15 protein-coding genes and 1 tRNA gene are annotated in these 19,463 nt (G+C 63.6%); 4 read left to right on the top strand and 12 right to left on the bottom strand.

Annotated elements, in window-relative coordinates:
- Positions 1-227: 227 nt before the first annotated feature.
- From AC56LH_RS06560 to AC56LH_RS06520, 9 genes are all read right to left on the bottom strand, one after another.
- Positions 228-686 carry a prepilin-type N-terminal cleavage/methylation domain-containing protein gene (locus tag AC56LH_RS06560; protein ID WP_499645001.1) on the bottom strand — a complete coding sequence of 153 codons (459 nt, stop codon included), beginning with the start codon at positions 684-686 and terminating at the stop codon, positions 228-230.
- Positions 687-957: 271 nt separating this feature from the next.
- Entirely contained in the window at positions 958-2,205 is a 1,248-nt protein-coding gene (locus tag AC56LH_RS06555) for a type II secretion system F family protein (protein ID WP_499644999.1), read from the bottom strand.
- 18 nt (positions 2,206-2,223) lie between these two features.
- Entirely contained in the window at positions 2,224-3,927 is a 1,704-nt protein-coding gene (locus AC56LH_RS06550) for a GspE/PulE family protein (protein WP_499644997.1), read from the bottom strand.
- A gap of 285 nt (positions 3,928-4,212) precedes the next feature.
- Positions 4,213-6,567, bottom strand: coding sequence for a carboxy terminal-processing peptidase (locus tag AC56LH_RS06545; protein WP_499644995.1), 2,355 nt, complete (start codon positions 6,565-6,567; stop codon positions 4,213-4,215).
- A 181-nt stretch (positions 6,568-6,748) separates the two neighbouring features.
- Positions 6,749-7,339: a hypothetical protein gene (locus AC56LH_RS06540; protein WP_499648420.1), complete on the bottom strand. Its 591-nt coding sequence runs from the start codon at positions 7,337-7,339 to the stop codon at positions 6,749-6,751.
- Between the two features lie 4 nt (positions 7,340-7,343).
- Entirely contained in the window at positions 7,344-7,895 is a 552-nt protein-coding gene (locus AC56LH_RS06535) for a thymidine kinase (protein WP_343027377.1), read from the bottom strand.
- A 91-nt stretch (positions 7,896-7,986) separates the two neighbouring features.
- Positions 7,987-10,251 (bottom strand): penicillin acylase family protein, encoded by a 2,265-nt coding sequence (locus AC56LH_RS06530; protein ID WP_499644993.1) that lies wholly within the window; start codon positions 10,249-10,251, stop codon positions 7,987-7,989.
- 30 nt (positions 10,252-10,281) lie between these two features.
- A complete protein-coding gene (locus AC56LH_RS06525) occupies positions 10,282-11,073 on the bottom strand; it encodes a ParB N-terminal domain-containing protein (protein WP_499644992.1) in 792 nt (263 codons plus the stop codon).
- 195 nt (positions 11,074-11,268) lie between these two features.
- Positions 11,269-11,353 (bottom strand) — tRNA-Leu (locus AC56LH_RS06520).
- A gap of 247 nt (positions 11,354-11,600) precedes the next feature.
- On the opposite strand from AC56LH_RS06520, the gene paoA reads away from it, so the two are divergent.
- The 4 genes from paoA (at position 11,601) to paoC (AC56LH_RS06500) (ending at position 17,773) form a co-directional block, all read left to right on the top strand.
- Entirely contained in the window at positions 11,601-12,248 is a 648-nt protein-coding gene (gene paoA, locus AC56LH_RS06515; RefSeq protein WP_499644990.1) for an aldehyde dehydrogenase iron-sulfur subunit PaoA, read from the top strand.
- On the top strand, positions 12,245-13,198 hold the full coding sequence (locus tag AC56LH_RS06510; RefSeq protein WP_499644988.1) for an FAD binding domain-containing protein: 954 nt from the start codon (positions 12,245-12,247) through the stop codon (positions 13,196-13,198). The genes paoA and AC56LH_RS06510 overlap by 4 nt, the downstream gene beginning before the upstream one ends.
- Before the next feature lie 3 nt (positions 13,199-13,201).
- The gene (gene paoC, locus AC56LH_RS06505) at positions 13,202-15,409 is read left to right on the top strand and encodes an aldehyde oxidoreductase molybdenum-binding subunit PaoC (RefSeq protein ID WP_499644986.1); all 2,208 of its coding nucleotides are present in this window, start codon (positions 13,202-13,204) and stop codon (positions 15,407-15,409) included.
- A 162-nt stretch (positions 15,410-15,571) separates the two neighbouring features.
- Positions 15,572-17,773 (top strand): aldehyde oxidoreductase molybdenum-binding subunit PaoC, encoded by a 2,202-nt coding sequence (gene paoC / locus AC56LH_RS06500; RefSeq protein WP_499644984.1) that lies wholly within the window; start codon positions 15,572-15,574, stop codon positions 17,771-17,773.
- Here the strand turns inward: paoC (AC56LH_RS06500) and AC56LH_RS06495 are convergent.
- From AC56LH_RS06495 to AC56LH_RS06485, 3 genes are read right to left on the bottom strand one after another with little or no spacing between them, the layout of a single operon-like run.
- Positions 17,770-18,726 carry a diguanylate cyclase gene (locus AC56LH_RS06495; RefSeq protein ID WP_499644982.1) on the bottom strand — a complete coding sequence of 319 codons (957 nt, stop codon included), beginning with the start codon at positions 18,724-18,726 and terminating at the stop codon, positions 17,770-17,772. The genes paoC (AC56LH_RS06500) and AC56LH_RS06495 overlap by 4 nt on opposite strands.
- A 7-nt stretch (positions 18,727-18,733) precedes the next feature.
- Positions 18,734-18,943 carry a hypothetical protein gene (locus tag AC56LH_RS06490; protein ID WP_499644980.1) on the bottom strand — a complete coding sequence of 70 codons (210 nt, stop codon included), beginning with the start codon at positions 18,941-18,943 and terminating at the stop codon, positions 18,734-18,736.
- A gap of 16 nt (positions 18,944-18,959) precedes the next feature.
- Entirely contained in the window at positions 18,960-19,367 is a 408-nt protein-coding gene (locus AC56LH_RS06485; RefSeq protein WP_499644979.1) for a hypothetical protein, read from the bottom strand.
- Positions 19,368-19,463: the final 96 nt, after the last annotated feature.

Here is a 19,463-nt window from a genome sequence, read left to right as displayed (position 1 = left end):
TGATCGCAGAGTAAGTCGATACCGACAGAAGTCTTGATTATAGACAAGAGTGATTGGGGGCAATTACAAAAAGACGTAGGACACGTAAAGTAATCGTCGGCGTGTGGCTACCCAGCCACCGATTTCGCCCCCCGGCGTTCCTCGCTTGGTGTCATTCCAAGCTAACGAGTACACCACCATAAAAAAAGCGCTGCCTCAGCAGCGCTTTTTTGATCAGATCACGAGGATTATTCGCACTTCGTGCTGACAACCTGGATGACCGGTGCCGGCACAGCGGCGGTTGCCTCGGTGTAGCGCACGTTGCAAGTCGTATCCAGAGCTGCCGGCATGTTCAACGGCGTGAACGTCACGGTTTGACCATTGATTGCCGACTTGTAGTCCTTGTCGCTCAGGCCCGCTGCCACGCCAATGGTGGCAACGCTAGGATAGCCATTGACCATCTTGATGGTCTCGCCTTCGACAAGAATATCGGTAGTATTGGTAATCAGGAACTTGCCACGCAACATCGACGACGCGGCGCTGATGGCGCCACGAGCGCCCTGCAGCGATGCGGCGCGGGCATCGCCGCTCAGGCTGGCGAATTTCGGCAGCGCCGTTGCTGCCAGAATGCCCAGGATGACGATCACGACGATCAATTCGATCAGGGTGAAACCGCCTTGCGCGCCTTTGTTGAAACCTTTGTTCATCGCTACTCTCCGTATGATTGAAAGGATGAAATTCCTTCCGACTGTTTGATCGAGGACCGGTGCACCAAGGCACGCCGTGGACCGATCCTCCTGATATCTTCGCCCTCATCCAGGCCTGACGGCAGAGAGCGCATAAAGAATTCTACATTGGCCTTAGGAAATTTCTATATCCAGGAAGAACTTTCCACAAAGTATTTTGAGCTAGTGCGACTTTTCCGCCCGGCAAGCCTTATTTTGGTGCCATTACACAACACTCGGCAGTGACCCCATGTTATTTCGGATGCAATGCCGCCTGTCCCAGATCCCAGATCGGCAGGAAAATACCCAGCGCCAGTATCAGCACCATGATGCCCAGGAAGGTGATCAGAATCGGTTCGATCTGGCTGGAGAGCGTTTTGAGCTCGTAATCGACTTCGCGCTCGTACATCAGGGCGATCTCATCCATCAGGTCATCGATCGAACCGGTTTCCTCGCCCACAGCGATCATCTGCAGGACGATCGGCGTGAACACGTTCGCAGCGGTCGACGTGCGCAGGATGCTCTCCCCGCGCTCGACGCCATCGCGCATCTGGTCGATGCGCGAACTGAGATAGGCGTTGTCCGCCGTCTGCGACACGACTGTCAGTGCTTGCACGATCGGCACGCCACTGCGCAGCGACAGCGCAAAGCTCCGTGCAAAGCGCGCCATCGTCCCTTTATGGATGATTTTGCCGGCTACTGGCAGGCGCAGCTTGACGCGGTCCCAGATCAACCGGCCATTCACCGTGCGGGTCCAGGCCTTGAAGCCGACGATGGACGCAACCGTCACGCCAGCGAGTGCTGGCCACCAGGCGATCGTGAATTGCGACGTCGCCAGCAGCACGCGCGTCATCAGGGGCAATTCGGCGCCAAACGACTGGAACACCGAGGCAAACTTGGGGATCACGAAAATATTCACGACGACCATCGCCAGCACCATGGCGATGACAACAAAGGTCGGATAGCGCAGCGCCGTCTTGACGCGCTCGCGCATGTCGCGGTCAAATTCGAGGTGGTCGAACAAGCGCAGGAATACTTCTTCCAGGCGTCCCGTCATTTCACCGACCTTCACCATCGACAGGTAGAACGGCGTGAACACGGCCGGGTGGCGGCCCATCGCGATGGACAGCTCACGACCGGCGTCGAGCGACTCGCGCAGGTCCTTGATGATGCGTGCGAACGACGTGCTGATGGCCGATTCCTGCAGCCCGGCCAGCCCGCGCATGATCGGCACGCCGGATTTCAGCAGCGTGTAGATCTGGCGGCTGAACAGTTGCACGTCCATCGACGTGACCTTTTTCTCGAACAGGCGCTCGCGCCAGCCCACGCTGCTGCTGCCAGCGCCGCCGCTGGTCGCGCGCCGCTTGGTCACGTTGATCTCGAGCGGCGTCACGCCGCTGCCGAAGAGCTGATCGGCGACGGCGCCGCTGTCGGCGCCTTCGAGCACGCCCTGCAGCAGCTCGCCGCGCCCGTCGCGGCCTTTGTAGGCGAAAAATGGCATCGTTTATTGGTCCCTGGCTCAGTCGTCGAACTGGTTACTGACCCGCATCGCTTCGGAGATCGTCGAGCGTCCCTGCACCGCCAGGCTGACCGCATGGCGGCGCAGCGTGTCGCCGCGCATCTCGGCCTGGGCCACTTTGAGGAAGTGCCCCGGATCGGGATGGTTAACGGCCTCGGTCACGGCGCGTGTCATTTCCAGCAATTCGTAGACGCCGGTGCGGCCCCGGTAACCAGTGCCGTTGCAATGCGAGCAGCCCTTGCCGTGGTAGAAGCGCGTGGTCGCGGCGAGCTCCTTCAGCTCCGAGCGCAGCCATTCGACTTCGTTCGCAACCGGCTGGTAGTCGACCGTGCAGCTCTCGCAGATCACACGCACCAGGCGCTGGGCCAGCACGGCTTGCAGCGAGCCGCCGACCATGTAGCGCGGCACGCCCATGTCCATCAGGCGCAGCGGCGTGCTGGCGGCATCGTTCGTGTGCAGTGTCGAGAGCACCAGGTGACCCGTCATGGCGGCGCGCAAACCGATCTGCGCCGTTTCCTGGTCGCGCATCTCGCCCACCAGCACGATGTCCGGGTCTTGCCGCAGTGCCGAACGCAGCACGCGCGCAAAGGACAGTTCGATCTTGTCGTTGACCTGCACCTGGTTGATGCCCGAGAGACGGTATTCGACCGGGTCTTCGACCGTGATCAGCTTTTTCTCGACCGAATTGAGTTCGGCCAGCGCGCTGTAGAGCGTCGTCGTCTTGCCGCTACCGGTCGGCCCGGTCACCAGCACCAGGCCGTTCGGGCGCGCGACAATCGCGCGGAAGCGCTCGACCAGGCGCGCCGGCATGCCGATCGCGTCCAGGCGCAGATTGGTGCCGCCCTGGTTCAAGAGGCGCATGACGACCGATTCGCCGTACTGGGTCGGCATCGTCGAGATACGCACGTCGATGCGCTGGTTGCGCACTTTCACGGCAAAGCGGCCATCCTGCGGCAGGCGTTTTTCGGAAATGTCCAGGTCGGCCATCAGCTTGAGACGCAGCGCCAGTGGCGTGGCCACTTTCAGGTCGGCCTCAGTCTGCAGGTGCAGCACGCCGTCGATACGAAAACGGATCTGCAGGCGCCCGTCCTGCGGCTCGATGTGGATGTCCGATGCGCGCACCTGGGCGGCATCGTCGAACACCGATTGCAGCAGCTTGACGATCGGCGCTTCTTCGAGGCCCGGGTTGGCCGCCAGCGCGCCGAAGTCGATGGACACGTCGCCCAGGTCGGCCTCGACCTCGCGCGCCAGACCCGTGATCTCACCCGTGCGGCGGTAGATGCGGTCGATCGCGCCCAGCACCTCGGTCTCGTTGACGACGGCCAGCTCGACGCCCTTCTTGATCAGGCGCGCGATTTCGTCGTAGGCAAACAGGTCGGTTGGATCGGACACACCCACCAGCATGGCGTCGCCACGGTCTTCCAGCACGAGTGCGCGAAACCGGCGCGCGGCCGTCTCTGGCAACAGCCGCACCAGGTCAGCGTTGATGTTGTAGAACTTGAGGTTGATGTACGGAATGTCGAGCTGGCGCGCCAGTGCGCCGGAAATCTGGTCCTCGGTGACAAAGCCGCTCTCGACAAAAACGCGGCCGAGCTTGCGGCCGGTGCGCTTCTGATCCGCAAGAGCTTGCTGGAGTTGTTCTTCACTCAACAGCTTTTGTTGCATCAATACTTCGCCGAGACGTACTTTCTCTGGCCTTGCCATACCGTTCCTTGGTCAAATTCTCGCAGTGTAGATTCTATGCCAGAAAGAATATAAATTGACTCAAGGAATTAAAATGTGTCGGCTTTTGGCGTCAGGGTCACGCTCACACGATAGCGAAACGACACCAACCGGCGCATTTGCACGATTACAGACTGACAAACACCGAACCGACATGATGGCGCGTCGTTGATCCCCGGCACCGGCGACGTTAACGCAACAGGGCTGCAACCCGAAGGCTGCAGCCCTGATCAATCAGGGGCAAACCGCAGCCCCGGAACATGGTGCCTACTTGGCGGTGGCGCTGACAGTACCGCCGGTGGTCGGGACAACCATCATGTAGGGCATCACACGCGACGCCATCCGCACGTCTGTCTTGAGCATCCCGACCTCATCGGCCAGGATATTTGCCGCCTCTTGCAGCATCACATCCTTGGCGTCCTTGGCCGCCTTTTCTGCCGCCAGCTCGGATTGCAGATTGCGCTCGTCTGCCTGCAGACCATCATCCTGACGCGGGGTACCACGCACGGCGACGACCGATTTCTTGGCCTTGGTCGGATCCGGCGCTTCGGCGCGCTTTTCCTTGCTGCCCGGACCGCTGGCAGGCTCGTCCGGCGTCGCCGACGTGCCACCCAGGCGGGCTTCACGCAGCTTCGAGCGGGCATCCTGCGTATCGCGCTCCTTGCGGCGCACGGCCTCGTTCAGCGAGATGACGTTTTCCTTGCGCAGCTTGAGCACCTCGGCGATGTCTTCCTGCAGGAACTGGAAGTCCTTGTCCTTGGCGATGCGCGCTTCATGCCGTTGCTGCAGCGGCGCCACCAGTTCTTTCAGGTCACCCGCCGGCATGTACGTGGCCGGTTTGATGGCCACCCATGGCAACGCATTGTCGTAGGACGATTCGCCGAAGCTGTCGAGATCGGTCATGACCGGCAGCTTGATGTCCGGCGTCACGCCGCGCAGCTGCGTGGTACCGCCATTGATGCGGAAGAACTGGGCGATCGTCATCTTCAGCTCGCCGTAACGGGCTTTTTCACCCGGTGCGAAGCGGTCGAGGTCGATCAGCGTCTGGACCGTGCCCTTGCCGAAGCTCGGCTCGCCGATCACGAGGCCGCGGCCGTAATCCTGGATCGCCGCCGCAAAAATCTCGGAGGCCGACGCCGAACCACGGTTGATCAGCACGCCCATCGGGCCATCCCACGCCAGACCGGCCTTGACGTCGCTTTCGACTTCGACGCGGCCTTCCGCCGTGCGCTGCATGACGACCGGGCCCTTGTCGATGAACAGGCCCGTCAGTTCGACGGCCTCGGTCAGCGAGCCGCCGCCGTTATTGCGCAAGTCGATCAGGACATTGTCGACCTTGTCTTTCTTGAGCTCGACCAGGATGCGCTCGACGTCACGCGTGGCGCTGCGGAAGTCTTTCTCACCCTTGCGGCGGCCTTCGAAGTCCTGGTAGAAGGTCGGCAGCGCGATCACGCCGATGCGGCGCTCGACGCCGTTTTCCTTGACCTTGATGATCGACTTCTTGGCAGCCTGCTCTTCCATGCTGATCTTGTTGCGGACCATCGACACGCTCACGTGCTTGGCGTCGACGCCGCCGTCGCCCGGAATCACGTCCAGACGCACCGTGGTCCCTTTTTCGCCGCGCACCAGCGCGACGACGTCGTCCAGGCGCCAGCCGAGCACGTCGGTGAATGGCGCATTGCCCTGTGCGACGCCGACGATACGGTCGCCCACCTTGAGTTTGCCGGACTTTTCCGCCGGGCTGCCCGGGACGACTTCGCGGATGATCGTGTAGTCGTCGCGCGACTGCAGCACGCAGCCGATGCCTTCGAGCGACAGACGCATCGCGATATCGAAGTTGTCGGCCGAGCGCGGGCCCAGATAGTTGGTGTGCGGCTCGATGGCGGTAGCGTACGCGTTCATGAACATCTGGAACACGTCTTCGTTGTTCAACTTGCCGATACGGTTGACGTAGTTCTCGTAACGCTTGTCGAGCGTTTCGCGGATCGATTTATCGTCCTTGCCGGCGAGCTTCAGGCGCAGCCAGTCATTCTTGACGCGCTTGCGCCACAGATCGTGGATTTCGTCTTCGCTCTTGGCCCATGATGCTTTTTCGCGGTCGAGCTGCATCGTCTCGTCGGTCGAAAAGTCGAAGTTGCCTTTGAGCAAACTACGCGCATACGCCATGCGTTCGCCGAAGCGCTTCTGGTACATGTTGTAGATCGAGAACGGCGCGCTCAGGTCTTCGTTGTTGATGGCGTCGTCCATCTTCGTGCGCAGGGCGCCGAAGCTGTCGAGGTCAGCCTGCACGAAGTACAGTTTTTCGCTGTCGAGGCCCTCGAAGTATTTATCGAAGATCTTGGCCGACATGGCGTCGTCGAGCGGGACGGGGCTGTAGTGGTAGCGGCCCAGCACGCGCGAGGCCCACAGCGCGGCCTGGGTCTGGGCAGCGATGGGCTTCATGTCGGCGGGGATGGCCGGGGTGGCGGATTTGCCGGCCGGCTTGGCTGCAGACTTCGCCGAATCGGCGGGCTTGGCCGGAGCCGGTGGCGTTGCGACGGCAGCGGATTTCTCGGGCTGCGCGGTCACCACATGGGCGGACATGGCAAACGCCATGGCGGCGAGGAGCACGTGCTTCTTCATTCTGCGATTCTCCGAACGGGATTCCTGTTGCGGTTGCGGCATGGCGCAAGGCAAACCTGCCATACCGCGCTTTTCAATCCATTCTACAGGTAGAACGGCGTGCAAGAGGCAGCCTGACCCGCTTGCGCCATCGCAAATACGGTCAATTAAGGTTGCCGTAAGCCTGCTTTCGCTCCTGTATTTACCCTTTGACAAGCGCCATCAGCGCGCCGCCGTAGTACCAGAGCAGCGCAAGCACGCCCAGCAACGGCGCCCACGGCCACGACCGCGCGGCAAGCTTCCAGTCGACGGGCGACGGCCAGAACGACAGGAACTGTGGCGCCAGAAACAGCATCAACGCCAGGTCGACCGGCTCGAACGCCAGCCCGTGGCGTGTACGCCACCATGCCACACCCACCGGCACGAACAATACCAAGAGCGGCGCCAGTGCGGCCGGCGCTGCGTTGTACCAGCGCAGGTTGGCAAACGTGACCGAGCCCAGTTCCCAGTTGTGTCCGCCCGCCTTGCTGCCCCTGGCCCGCTTGATGCGGCGCGGCAGCACGCTCATCCCGACCGGTTCGGCATTGGTGAGCAGCCCCACCGAGAAGTGCGCCAGCTCGTGGCACAGCGTGCCAGCGGCGGTGAACACGAAAAAGACGGGGTGCGCGGCCGAGGCGATCCACAGCAGGAAGGCCAGCGCCGCCGACGGAATCAGGTAGATCAGGATGTCGAGCGATGGCGCGGCCACGGCGCAGGCGGCGGCGGGAAGCCAGACGCTGCAGCCGGCGGGCATCACGTCAGCGTGCGTAGAAGCAGCGCCCGCACGCCTGGCGGTAGCTTTCGTTGCCGCCGATACTGACCTGCTCGCCTTCACGGATCCTGCGGCCCTGCTCATCGACGCGGATATTCATCGTCGCCTTCTTGCCGCAGGTGCAGATGTTCTTGATTTCCTCGATATCGTCGGCCAGCGCCAGCAGATAAGCCGAGCCGGGAAACGGTTCGCCGCGAAAGTCGCTGCGCAAGCCGTAACAGATCACGGGCACGCCGCGCAGCTGGGCCAGCTGGTGCAGCTGGCTGACCTGGGCCGCCGTGAGAAATTGCGACTCATCTACCAGCAGGCACGCGACGTTCTCGACCTGGTCGAGGAAATTGGTGTCCGCGTGGAAGACTTCGGCCGAACGCTGCGCGCCAAGGCGCGACGTGATCACGCCGACGCCGTAGCGGTTGTCGATCGCCGCCGTGTAGAGCTTGACCTGCTGGCCCTGCTCTTCGTAGTTGTGCGCGACCTGCAACAGGGCGGTCGATTTGCCGGCGTTCATCGCCGAGTACCTGAAATAAAGTTTGGCCACTGCCCTGTCCTGCCTGTCTATCCGATGCGACGAAGGCTGCGATTATAGCGTGCCGGCAACCTGCATCGCCAGCTTCATCGCCACCGGATTCTCACTTGCCAGGATGGTATTTCCGCTCGAGATTGCGCTCGATATCTTCCTTGTAGAACAGCACGTCCTTGAACTCGCCGCGCGCATACATGGCGGCCTGATCGTTGAAGTGCGGCGAACGGGGATCGCTGCTCTGGCCACCCGCCAGAATGCTCTTGGCGCGCACCTTCGGGCCGAACTCGACGGCAGCAACAAAACTGTTGCCGCGGTCGCCATAGATGCGCTTCGTGGTTTGTTTGGCCGACATGCCGAACGAGGCCAGCGAACCCCAATTGGCCGACGGGAACGCCACCGGGATGCTCGGCTTGCTGTCCTCGTATTGCTGGTCGACGGCGCCCGACAGACGCTGGAAGCGATTGATCTCGCCCCACGGCGTGCGCCAGTCGCCGAAGTCGGCGGTCAGCTTGTCCGACGCGCGCAGCAAGCCGTCGAGCCGTTCTGCCGGCGTCAAGCGCTGGGCGATGTAGTCGACGGGCGGGATCGTCTCGCTTTTTGCACGCGCGCCATGCTGGGCCACCAGGTCCTGGCCCCAGTAGACGGCCAGCGACGTGGGCACGGAATCGATGGCGTAGCGCATATTCCAGCTGCGCAGTGCATCGATCTGCCCGGCCAGCGCCGCCTTGCGCGGGTCTTCCGGTGGCAAGGCCTCGTAATCGGCAATGACGGCCGGCACCAGCGGCTCGAACGCCTGCAGGCGCGTGTCGTACGAGGCCGCGATCAGGCTGTCAATGTCGAGCCCCTTGGCATCCTTGAACACGCGCGCGGCATTGCGGCCCCGCGCATTCTCGGGCAGCGACCACATATAGGCCGGGTAGTTCGCGCACTTGGGGCTGCTTGGGCCGGCCGCCGTGCAGGGCCAGTTGTTGGTGTTGAAGATGTAGCCGCTGGCCGGGTTGAACAGCGTGATAGTCTCGTCGATCTCGTGCAGACGCTGCCATTCGTTGGCGGGATTGCTGCCGTCCACCGGGCGCGTCCAGTCCACGCGCGGGTCGCGTTTCGGGATGAAGTTACCGTGGAAGTAGGCGATATTGCCCTTCGCATCGGCATACACGGTGTTGTTGGACGCATTGGTGCGCAGCTCCATGGCCTTGTAGAACGCGCTGTAGTCACGCGCCTTGGTGCGGGTGTACGACTGGGTCAGCGCATTGAGCGGGTCGTCCATCAGCTTGACCGACACCCACTTGCCGCCCTCGGCGCGCACGACCGGGCCGTGGTGCGTAAAGTAGGCGGTGACGCTGCGGCTGGCCATCGTCCCATCGGGCGTCTTGTACGGCAGCGCGATCGCGACCTTGCGCATCGGCGCCTCGTACTTGCCGTATTTATAGAAGTACTCGCCGTTGCGGTCGACGACCGTTTCCAGGTATTCGTCGATGACGTCACCGCCACCGGACGTGTGCATCCAGCCCAGCTTGTCGTTGAAGCCCTGATAGATGAAGAACTGGCCCCAGGTCACGGCGCCGTAGGCATTCAGGCCTTCTTCGCTGACCATGTGCACTTCGGGGCGGAAGTAGAACGACGTGTGCGGGTTGATCATCAACAGCGCGCGGCCATTGGCGCTCAGTTTCGGCGCGATGGCAAAGCCGTTCGAGCCGCGCGGTTCCGGCGCGAAGCCGCGCGGGTCATCGCGCTGCGCATCCAGTTTCGCAGTCAGTTGCGCCACTGCCGGGCGCTTGCCATAGAACGCGGCCAGGTCGGCCAGCTCGATCGACTCGATGTCGCCGCCAATGCTGCCCTCGCTGAAGGCCAACGCCATCCACGGTTCGAAGTGGGTCAGGAGCTTGGGCGTGACCTCCGGATGCGTGTACAGATAATAGTTCAGGCCATCGGCAAACGCCTTCATCAGGTTCTGCAGCCACGCGGGACTGGCCGCATATTGCGCCTGCATGGCGGCCGGCTGGACATACAGCTTCATGCGCAGGTCGCGCCAGATCTCGGCCTCGCCCTCGACCTCGGCCAGGCGCCCCATCGCGTTGATGTAATTGAGCTCAATGCGGTTGAAGTCGTCCTCGGCCTGCGCGTACAGCGTGCCGAACACGGTGTCGGCATCGGTGCGACCGAACACATGCGGAATGCCCCATTTGTCACGCAGGATCGTCACCCGCTCGGCTGTCGCTTTCCAGCGCGCGACCGTGGCCGCGCTCGGCGCAGCTTGCGCGCTGGTGGCCGCGATCGGTGTCTTCTTGGGCGCGACAGCGAGCGATGGTGCGGCGGCGCCGATCAGGAGCAAGCCGAGCAATGCCGGCGTGAACGAACGTGACGTGGGCATGGGGGCTGGCTCCTTGGGGACGTGGGAGGTTCAGTCGGCGCCGAGACCGGCGTTGACGAGGCGTTGCTTGAGGCGTTCGTTTTCGGTCAGTAGCGTGGCCAGGCGGTCTTTCATCGCTGCGCGTTCGCTGCGCAGCGTGGCCAGCTCGTCGGCCGGATCGACCACTTCTTTCTCTTTGCGCGGGCGGGCCGCACTTTTCTGTTCGCGCACCTGGCGCGCGGCCTGCTGCAATTCCTTGCGCCCGCCGGCCACGGCGGCCAGCTGCGCCGACTCGGGCAACTGCGCCACGTTGGCGGCGGCATTGATCGAGATGGTGCCCGTACGCACCGCTTCGCGCAGCTCGGGCGTGGCCGCTTTCTGGATGCGCTCGATCTGGCTGATCGTATTGCTCGACACGCGCGCCGCACGCGCGACATCTTCGCGCGTGTTCCATGGCGGCGAGGCAGGGTCCAGCGCCGCGTCGGCATCGCTGTCCTCATCGGCAGGACGCTCGGCCACGCGGGCCGAGACAATTTCTTTTTTCTTCAGCGCCAGTACGCCGCGCTGAAAGTCCGATACGCTGCGGCGCGCCAGGTGGTTATCGATCATCCACAGCATGACGTCCTCGATCGACTCGAAGGTGTTGTTGTGGACGGTGCGGAACGGGATGCCGTGCTTCTGGCACAGTTCATACCGGTTATGCCCATCAATCAGCGTATCGCGCCAGAGTACCAATGCATCGCGGCAACCTTCGGCAAGCAGGCTGCGCTCGAGCGCGGCTTGTTCGATCGGGCTGAGTGGATCGACGAAAGAGCGCAATTCGTCGTTGATCGTGATATTCAATTCGGGTCCTTGCATGTCGTGCTGGGGAGTGTCGTGGTGCGGCGGCGGCACTGAGGTGCCGAATGGCATGCTACACCATCCGGTCGAGGCCGCTGAGCTGCGCTTGCCCTAACGGAATGTATGGACAGCTGCGCACCAGAGTGAGTGCATCGGCGCTGTCGCGCGATGATCGGCGTGGAGCGCCAGGATAATTCGTGGTGCGGGCAGCCGGAATCGAACCGGCACGCCTCACGGCGGCAGATTTTAAGTCTGATGCGTCTACCAATTTCGCCATGCCCGCGCCGCCCGGATTGTACTACGTGGAGCAACCCGGGTGTTAGTGGCTGAGCTGGGCCGCCCGATTTAAACACGCACATTCAACATGGCTATTACACCAAAGTGCTTCAGGTTTCAAGGGAGCGCGGCCTTAACGCGAGCTGACATAAAATCAATTCATTATCTTGTCATTTCTTTTCGCCTGGGCGGCGCCATCGTATCGACGCCAACGCTGTGGTGAACAACGTACTGTATAGAAGGAACTTCCAAACATGGAACAATTCAGGGAAATCAAGCTGTCCCGGCGCGATGTATTGATCGCCGGCGCGGTATCGGCCTCGGCCGTGGCAATGCCGGGCGCAAATGCGCAAACGGCCGCCAACGCCCCGGCCGCCAACCCGGAGCCGGTCAAGGTCGGCGTCTCCTTCAATGTCAACGGCAAGGACGTCACGCTCGAACTCGACACGCGCACGACGCTGCTCGACGCGCTGCGTGAGCACCTGCACCTGACCGGCTCGAAAAAAGGCTGCGACCAGGGCCAGTGCGGCGCCTGCACCATCATCATGGATGGCCGCCGCATCAACTCGTGCCTGTCGCTGGCGATCATGCACGACGGCGCCAAGATCACGACGATCGAAGGCCTCGGCACGCCGGACAAAATGCACCCGATGCAGGCAGCCTTCGTCAAGCACGACGGCTACCAGTGCGGGTACTGTACCCCGGGCCAGATCTGTGCCAGCGTGTCGGTGATCGAAGAAATTCGCGCCGGCATGCCAAGCCACGTCACGGCCGACCTCAACGCCAAGCCACAAATGACCGTGGAAGAAATCCGTGAGCGCATGAGCGGCAATATCTGCCGATGCGGCGCCTACTCCAACATCATCGACGCCATCAAGGAAGTCGGAGGGGTCAAAGCATGAAGGTCTTTACTTACCAACGCGCCACCACGCCTGCCCAGGCCGCGCAAACCGTCGCCCGCACGCCAGGCGCACGTTTCATCGCCGGCGGCACCAACCTGCTCGACCTGATGAAGCTCGAGATCGAAACCCCGGGCGCCCTGGTCGACGTCAATAAACTGGGCTTCGACAAGATCGAGCCGACCGCCAACGGCGGCCTGCGCATTGGCGCCTTCGTGCGCAATACCGATCTGGCATCCGACCCGCGCGTGCGCAAGGATTACGCCGTGCTGTCGCGCGCCCTGCTGTCGGGCGCCTCGACCCAGTTGCGCAACAAGGCAACGACGTCGGGCAACCTGCTGCAGCGCACCCGCTGCTCGTACTTCTACGACACCGCGCAAAAGTGCAACAAGCGTCAGCCGGGCAGCGGTTGCGCCGCCATCGGCGGCTTCACCCGCAACCTGGCAGTCGTCGGTACCAGCGACGCCTGCATCGCCACGCACCCGAGCGACATGGCGGTGGCCATGCGCCTGCTGGACGCCGAAGTCGAGACCGTGCGCGCCGATGGCAGCAAGCGCACGATTCCGATCGCCGATTTTCATCGCCTGCCGGGCAACACCCCGCACATCGAAACGGTGCTCGAGCCAGGTGAACTGATCACCTACGTCACGCTGCCAAAGCCGTTGGGCGGCGTGCACGCGTACAAGAAAGTGCGTGACCGCGCGTCGTATGCGTTCGCGCTGGTGTCGGTCGCCACCGTGATCATGCCGGACGGCAGCGGCCGCGTGGCCGTTGGCGGCGTGGCCCACAAGCCATGGCGTGTCGAAGCCGCCGAGCAGCAGATGGGCGCCGGTGCCAAGGCCGTGGCCGATCGCCTGATGGCTGGCGCGAAGACCACCGAAGAAAATGCCTTCAAGGTGCCGATGGTCCACCGTATTTTGGCCGCCGCAATGCAAGATGCAAAGAAAGCCTAAGCCATGAAATTCATTACTCCAGCAACCACCAATCCGATTGACCGCATGCGCTATGTCGGTCAGCCAACCAACCGTATCGATGGCAAGCTCAAGACGACCGGCACTGCGCCGTACGCGTACGAGCACCACAAGGAAGTGCCGAACGCGGCGCAGGGCTTCGTCGTCGGCTCAGGCATCGCCAAGGGCCGCATCGCGTCGATCGACATCGAGGCGGCGCGCCGCGCACCGGGCGTACTGGCCGTTGTCACGGCCGAGAACGCCGGCAAGCTGGGCAAGGGCGACATGAACACCGCCCACCTGCTGGCTGGCCCGAACATCGAGCACTATCACCAGGCCGTCGCGCTGGTGGTGGCCGAAACGTTCGAGCAGGCGCGCGCCGCTGCGCACCTGGTCAAGGTCAACTACACGGTCCAGAAGGGTCGCTTCGACCTGGCCGCCGAAAAAGGCAATGCCGTCAAGCCAACCGGCGAACAGGATCCGCCAGACACCAAGGCAGGCAACTTCGCGCGTGGTTTCGAAACGTCACCCGTCAAGCTCGACGCCACCTACCACACGCCGGACCAGTCGCACGCGATGATGGAGCCGCATGCGTCGACCGCCTTCTGGGAAGGCGACAAGGTCACGGTCTACACGTCGAACCAGATGGTGGCGTGGTGCCGCAGCGACCTGGCCAAGACGCTGGGCGTATCGAAAGACAAAGTGCGCGTGGTCTCGCCATACGTTGGCGGCGGCTTCGGCTCAAAGCTGTTCCTGCGCGCCGATGCGCTGCTGGCAGCCCTGGGCGCGCGTGCAGCCAAGCGTGCGGTCAAGGTCTCCCTGCACCGTCACCTCATCTTCAACAACACGACGCACCGTCCGGCGACGATCCAGCGCATCCGCATCGGCGCCGGCCGTGACGGCCGCATCATGGCCATCGGCCACGAAACCTGGAACGGCAACCTGCCAAAAGGCAGCGCCGAAACGGCAACCGGGCAAACGCGCCTGCTGTATGCCGGTCCGGACCGCATGACCACCACCCGCGTGGCCGAGCTCAATCTGCCGGAAGGCAACGCGATGCGTGCACCGGGCGAAGCGCCGGGCATGATGGCGCTCGAAGTGGCGATGGACGAGATGGCCGAAAAGCTGAACATGGACCCGGTCCAGTTCCGCATCCTGAACGACACCAAGGTCGATCCGGAAAAGCCGATCCGCAAGTTCTCGGAGCGCCGCCTCATCGAGTGCATGCGCATGGGCGCCGACAAGTTCGGCTGGGCCAAGCGCAATCCGAAGCCGGGCCAGGTCCGCGAAGGCCGCTGGCTGATCGGCCACGGCGTGGCGTCCGCCTTCCGTAACAGCCCGGTGATGAAATCGGGCGCCCGCGTCAAGCTGGGCACGGATGGCCGCGTGACGGTGGAAACCGACATGACCGATATCGGTACCGGCAGCTATACGATCATCGCGCAGACCACGGCCGAAATGCTGGGCGTGCCGCTCGACCGTATCGATGTGCGCCTGGGTGACTCCGAATTCCCGGCATCGGCGGGTTCGGGTGGCCAATGGGGCGCCAACAGCGCCACGTCGGGCGTGTACGCGGCCTGCGTCAAGCTGCGCGAGCAGGTTGCCGCCAAGCTGGGCGTGAACGAAGCCGAGGCCGAATTCGTCGATGGCACCGTGCGCGTGGGCAGCAACAGCCAGCCGCTGGCCAAAGCAGCGGCAGGTGGTGAGCTGGTTGGCGAGGACACGATCGAATTCACCGGCGGCCTGGACAAGAAAAACCAGCTGTCGACGTTCGGTGCGCACTTCGTCGAAGTCGCGGTCGATTCGGTCACGGGCGAAACGCGCGTGCGCCGCATGCTGGCCGTGTGCGCAGCAGGCCGTATCCTGAACCCGATGCAGGCACGCAGCCAGGTCATCGGTGGCATGACGATGGGTATCGGCGGCGCGCTGATGGAGCACCTGGTGGTCGACAAGCGCCTGGGCTTCTTCGCCAACCACGACATGGCAACCTACGAGGTGCCGGTGCACGCCGACGTGCCGCACCAGGAAGTCATCTTCCTCAAGGAAGAAGACGAAATCTCGTCGCCAATGAAAGCCAAGGGTATCGGTGAGCTGGGTCTGTGCGGTGTCGCTGCGGCAGTCGCCAACGCGATCTACAACGCAACCGGCGTGCGTGTACGTGAATACCCGATCACGCTCGACAAGCTGATCGAAAAGATGCCGCTGTCGGCTTGATGCCCGATTGAAGTGCCAATGGCAGCGGCAACACGCCGCTTGCCATGAAGTTCCCCTGCCCTCATGTTCGCCGTCCCTGGCAGACATGAGGCGCTCCTCTGTTGTTTCCGGTGCACCGAACCCCTCCCCCGCGCCATGCGGAGGCGAATAAAGGCCGAGCCCATGAAATTTACTACCCCCGCCACCACCAATCCCATCGACACGCTGCGCCACGTCGGCAAGCCGTACGACCGCGTCGATGGCCCGCTCAAGTGCACCGGCCAGGCACCGTATGCCTATGAACACCACGCGACCGTCCCGGATGCCGCCCACGGCGTGATGGTCGGTGCGACGATTGCCAAAGGCACGATCCTGGCCATCGACGACGCGGCAGCCCGCCGCGCGCCTGGCGTGCTGGCCGTCGTCACCGCCGCCAACGCCGGGACACTGGGCAAGGGCCAGAAGAATACGGCCCGGCTCCTGGCCGGACCCGAGGTCATGCACTACCACCAGGCCGTTGCCCTCGTGGTGGCCGAGACATTCGAGCAGGCGCGCGCCGCCGCCCATCTGGTCAAGGTCAGCTACAACGAGGCCAAAGGCAGCTTCGATCTGGCCAGCGTGAAGGACAGCGCTACCCCGCCCAAGGGCGAACGCAACGCGCCGCCCGACACCCGCGTCGGCGACTTCGAACGCACATTCGACAGCGCCCCGGTCAAGCTCGACGCCACCTACACGACACCCGACCAGGCGCACGCGATGATGGAGCCGCACGCGACCACCGCGCGCTGGGACGGCGACAAGCTCACGGTCTGGACCTCGACCCAGATGGTCGACTGGTGCCGCACCGATCTGGCCAAAACGCTGAACATCGGCAAGGACAGGGTGCGCGTCGTCGCGCCCTACATCGGCGGTGGCTTTGGTGGCAAGCTGTTCCTGCGCACCGACGCCGTGCTAGCCGCGCTGGGCGCCCGCGCCGCCGGCCGCCCCGTCAAGATGGCCCTGCAGCGCCACCAGATCTTCAACAACACGACGCACCGTCCCAAGACCATCCAGCGCCTGCGCATTGGCGTGGGGCGCGATGGCCGCATTCAGGCCATCGGCCATGAAACATGGAACGGCAACCTGCCGGCCGGCCGGCCCGAGGTCGCCACCCAGCAAACGCGCCTGCTGTACGCGGGCGCGCACCGGATGACGACGACACGCGTGGCCGTGCTCGATCTGCCGGAGGGCAATTCGATGCGTGCACCAGGCGAGGCGCCGGGCATGATGGCGCTGGAAATCGCGATGGACGAACTGGCCGAGAAGCTCGGGATGGACCCGGTGCAGCTACGCATCCTGAACGACACGAAGGTCGACCCGGAAAAGCCGAACCGCCCGTTCTCCGAACGGCGCCTGGTCGAATGCCTGCGCACCGGGGCCGAACGCTTCGGCTGGAAGGCGCGCAACGCGAAACCGGCCCAGGTCCGTGAAGGCCAGTGGCTAATCGGTCATGGTGTCGCGGCAGCCTTTCGCAACAGTCCCGTCGTCAAGTCGGCCGCCCGCGTGCGCCTGGGTACGGATGGCGTCTTGACCGTGGAAACGGACATGACCGACATCGGCACCGGCAGCTACACGATCATTGCGCAGACGGCCGCCGAGATGCTCGGCCTGCCGCTCGAGCGCGTAAAAGTCATCCTGGGCGACTCGGACTTTCCCGTCTCCGCCGGCTCGGGTGGCCAGTTCGGCGCCAACAGCGCGACGGCCGGCGTGTACGCGGCCTGCGTCAAGCTGCGCGAACAGATCGCCGCCAGGTTGAACATGACGGACCCGGTATTTGCCGATGGCGTCGTGCGCGCTGGCAGCGCCAGCCAGCCGTTGGCCAAGGCCGCCGAGGGCGGCGAATTGGTGGCCGAGGACGTCATCGAATTCGGCGATCTGGCGAAAAAGAACCAGTTATCCACCTTCGGCGCGCATTTCGTCGAAGTCGCGGTCGATTCAGTCACGGGCGAAACGCGCGTGCGGCGCATGCTGGCCGTCTGCGCGGCGGGCCGCATCCTGAACCCGAAGTCGGCGCGCAGCCAGGTGATCGGCTCGATGACGATGGGTGTGGGCGGCGCACTGATGGAGCACCTGGTGGTCGACAAACGCCTGGGCTTTTTTGCCAACCACGATATGGCGACCTACGAAGTGCCGGTGCATGCCGACATCCCGCACCAGGACGTGATTTTCCTGGATGAAGAAGACGCGTATTCGTCGCCGATGAAGGCCAAGGGGGTCGGTGAACTGGGCCTGTGCGGCGTGGCGGCAGCAATTGCCAATGCGGTCTACAACGCCACTGGCGTGCGGGTGCGCGAGTATCCGGTCACGCTCGACAAGCTGCTGGAAAAGATGCCGCCGCCGGTCTAGTCGCCGTCGACGACGACGCAGTTGCGCCCGCCATCCTTGGCGGCGTACAGTGCCTGGTCCGCGGCGGCGATCAGTGCCGCTTCGTCATTCAGGCGGGCGCGGTCGAAGGCGGCCACACCCACGCTGATGGTGACGTGGAGATGGCACGCATCAGGGGCCTGCTGCAGGTGCAATGCGGCGATGTGGGCGCGGACGCGCTCGGCCATCTCACGCGCCTGCTCGCATGTCGTATCGGGCAGGATGGCCGCGAATTCTTCGCCGCCGTAGCGCGCGGCCAGGTCGGCGGGTCGCTTCAGGATGCCGGCAATCTCCTGCGCCACCCGGATCAGGCAAGCGTCACCTTCCTGGTGGCCAAAGTGATCGTTATAGGCCTTGAATGTGTCGATATCGAACATCAGCAGCGCCAGCGGCGCATCGGCCCGCTGGGCGCGGCGCAGTTCACGCGTGAGCGTGACGTCGAACTGGCGGCGGTTGGCAATGCCGGTCAGGCCGTCGATGAACGAGCGCGCCCGCATGGCTTCGACGTGTTCCAGCAGGCGCCGTTCACGCTCCGACGTGTCGCTGATATCGCGGATTTCAATGAGACAAAAACGTTCCCCGCCAACGTCGAACGGCGTGACTGCCACGGCCTGGTCGATCAGGTCGCCGTCGAAACTGCCGGCGGGCCGTAGCGGGAAAGGGTTGCGGGCGCTGGCGTCTGGCACGTGCGCGGTCGCTGTCGCATCGCTCAGTGCCGCCTGCACTGCGGCTTCGACGCGCGAGCCGCGCAGGCCGGAAAACACCTCGAGCAACGGATGGCCGATGACGCGCGCCGCGCCGCGGCCGCAGCGCGGGACCAGCCAGGCGTTCCAGTGCACGATGCACGCTTGCGCATCGAGCACGATCACGCCGCAATCGAGCAGATCGAGCGCACGGGATACGAGTCCGGGCGCCAGACCGGGCGTTGGCGTCACTACCGACTCAAGCTTGCTGGCCGAGCATGTGCCAGGCCATCGCGCAGCAGAGGATCACGACGCAGCACAGCAGGCCGTAGACGAAGATACGCATCGACGTGGCCAGGCCGGTGACGGCGCGGTTGGCGTTATCGCCGAGCTTGCCACGCTTGCGCGCGCTGTTCATCAGCATCGAAAAGAAGATGAACAGCGTCGCGCAAATCAGGACGAGTTTCATGACGGCCCTTGGTTGATCAGGTGCGCACGGCCACGAGCACGAGCGCCACGACCGATAGCAGGCCGGACAGCGCTGCGGTGACGCCCATCCAGGTCATCTTCTGGCGCTGGGCATCCATCTTGGCGATGAGCTGCGCATTCTGGTCGGCCAGGTTGGCGATGATCTCGGACGCCGAGCGCATCTGGTTGCGCAGGTCGGTGATCTCGGCATCATTGCGCTCGACGCTGCGGATCAGGATATCGAACACGTCTTCTTCTTGCCCCGCCATCCCGGGCGCCACACCCATCGGCTCATCGGGCATGCCCTGCCGGTTGCGGTTGACCGTGTCCCAAAGGCGCCGCGCGCCATTCGCTACCTGCGGCGCCGCACTGATCACGTCGCTCCAGGGAACGGTTCTTAATACTGTCCACCAACCTGCTGCCATACCTGCTCCTAATCAATCGTTGTATTCCTGAGCATACCATTGCGGCGTGCTGCGGCCAAATGCCACACGCGCCGCGCGCCCGCAGGACGCGGTGCG

The sequence above is a fragment of the Telluria sp. LT1R51-2 genome, from assembly GCF_059685775.1.
The sequence above is the reverse complement of the archived record's forward strand: the minus strand, read 5'-3'. Positions and strand labels throughout refer to the sequence as shown.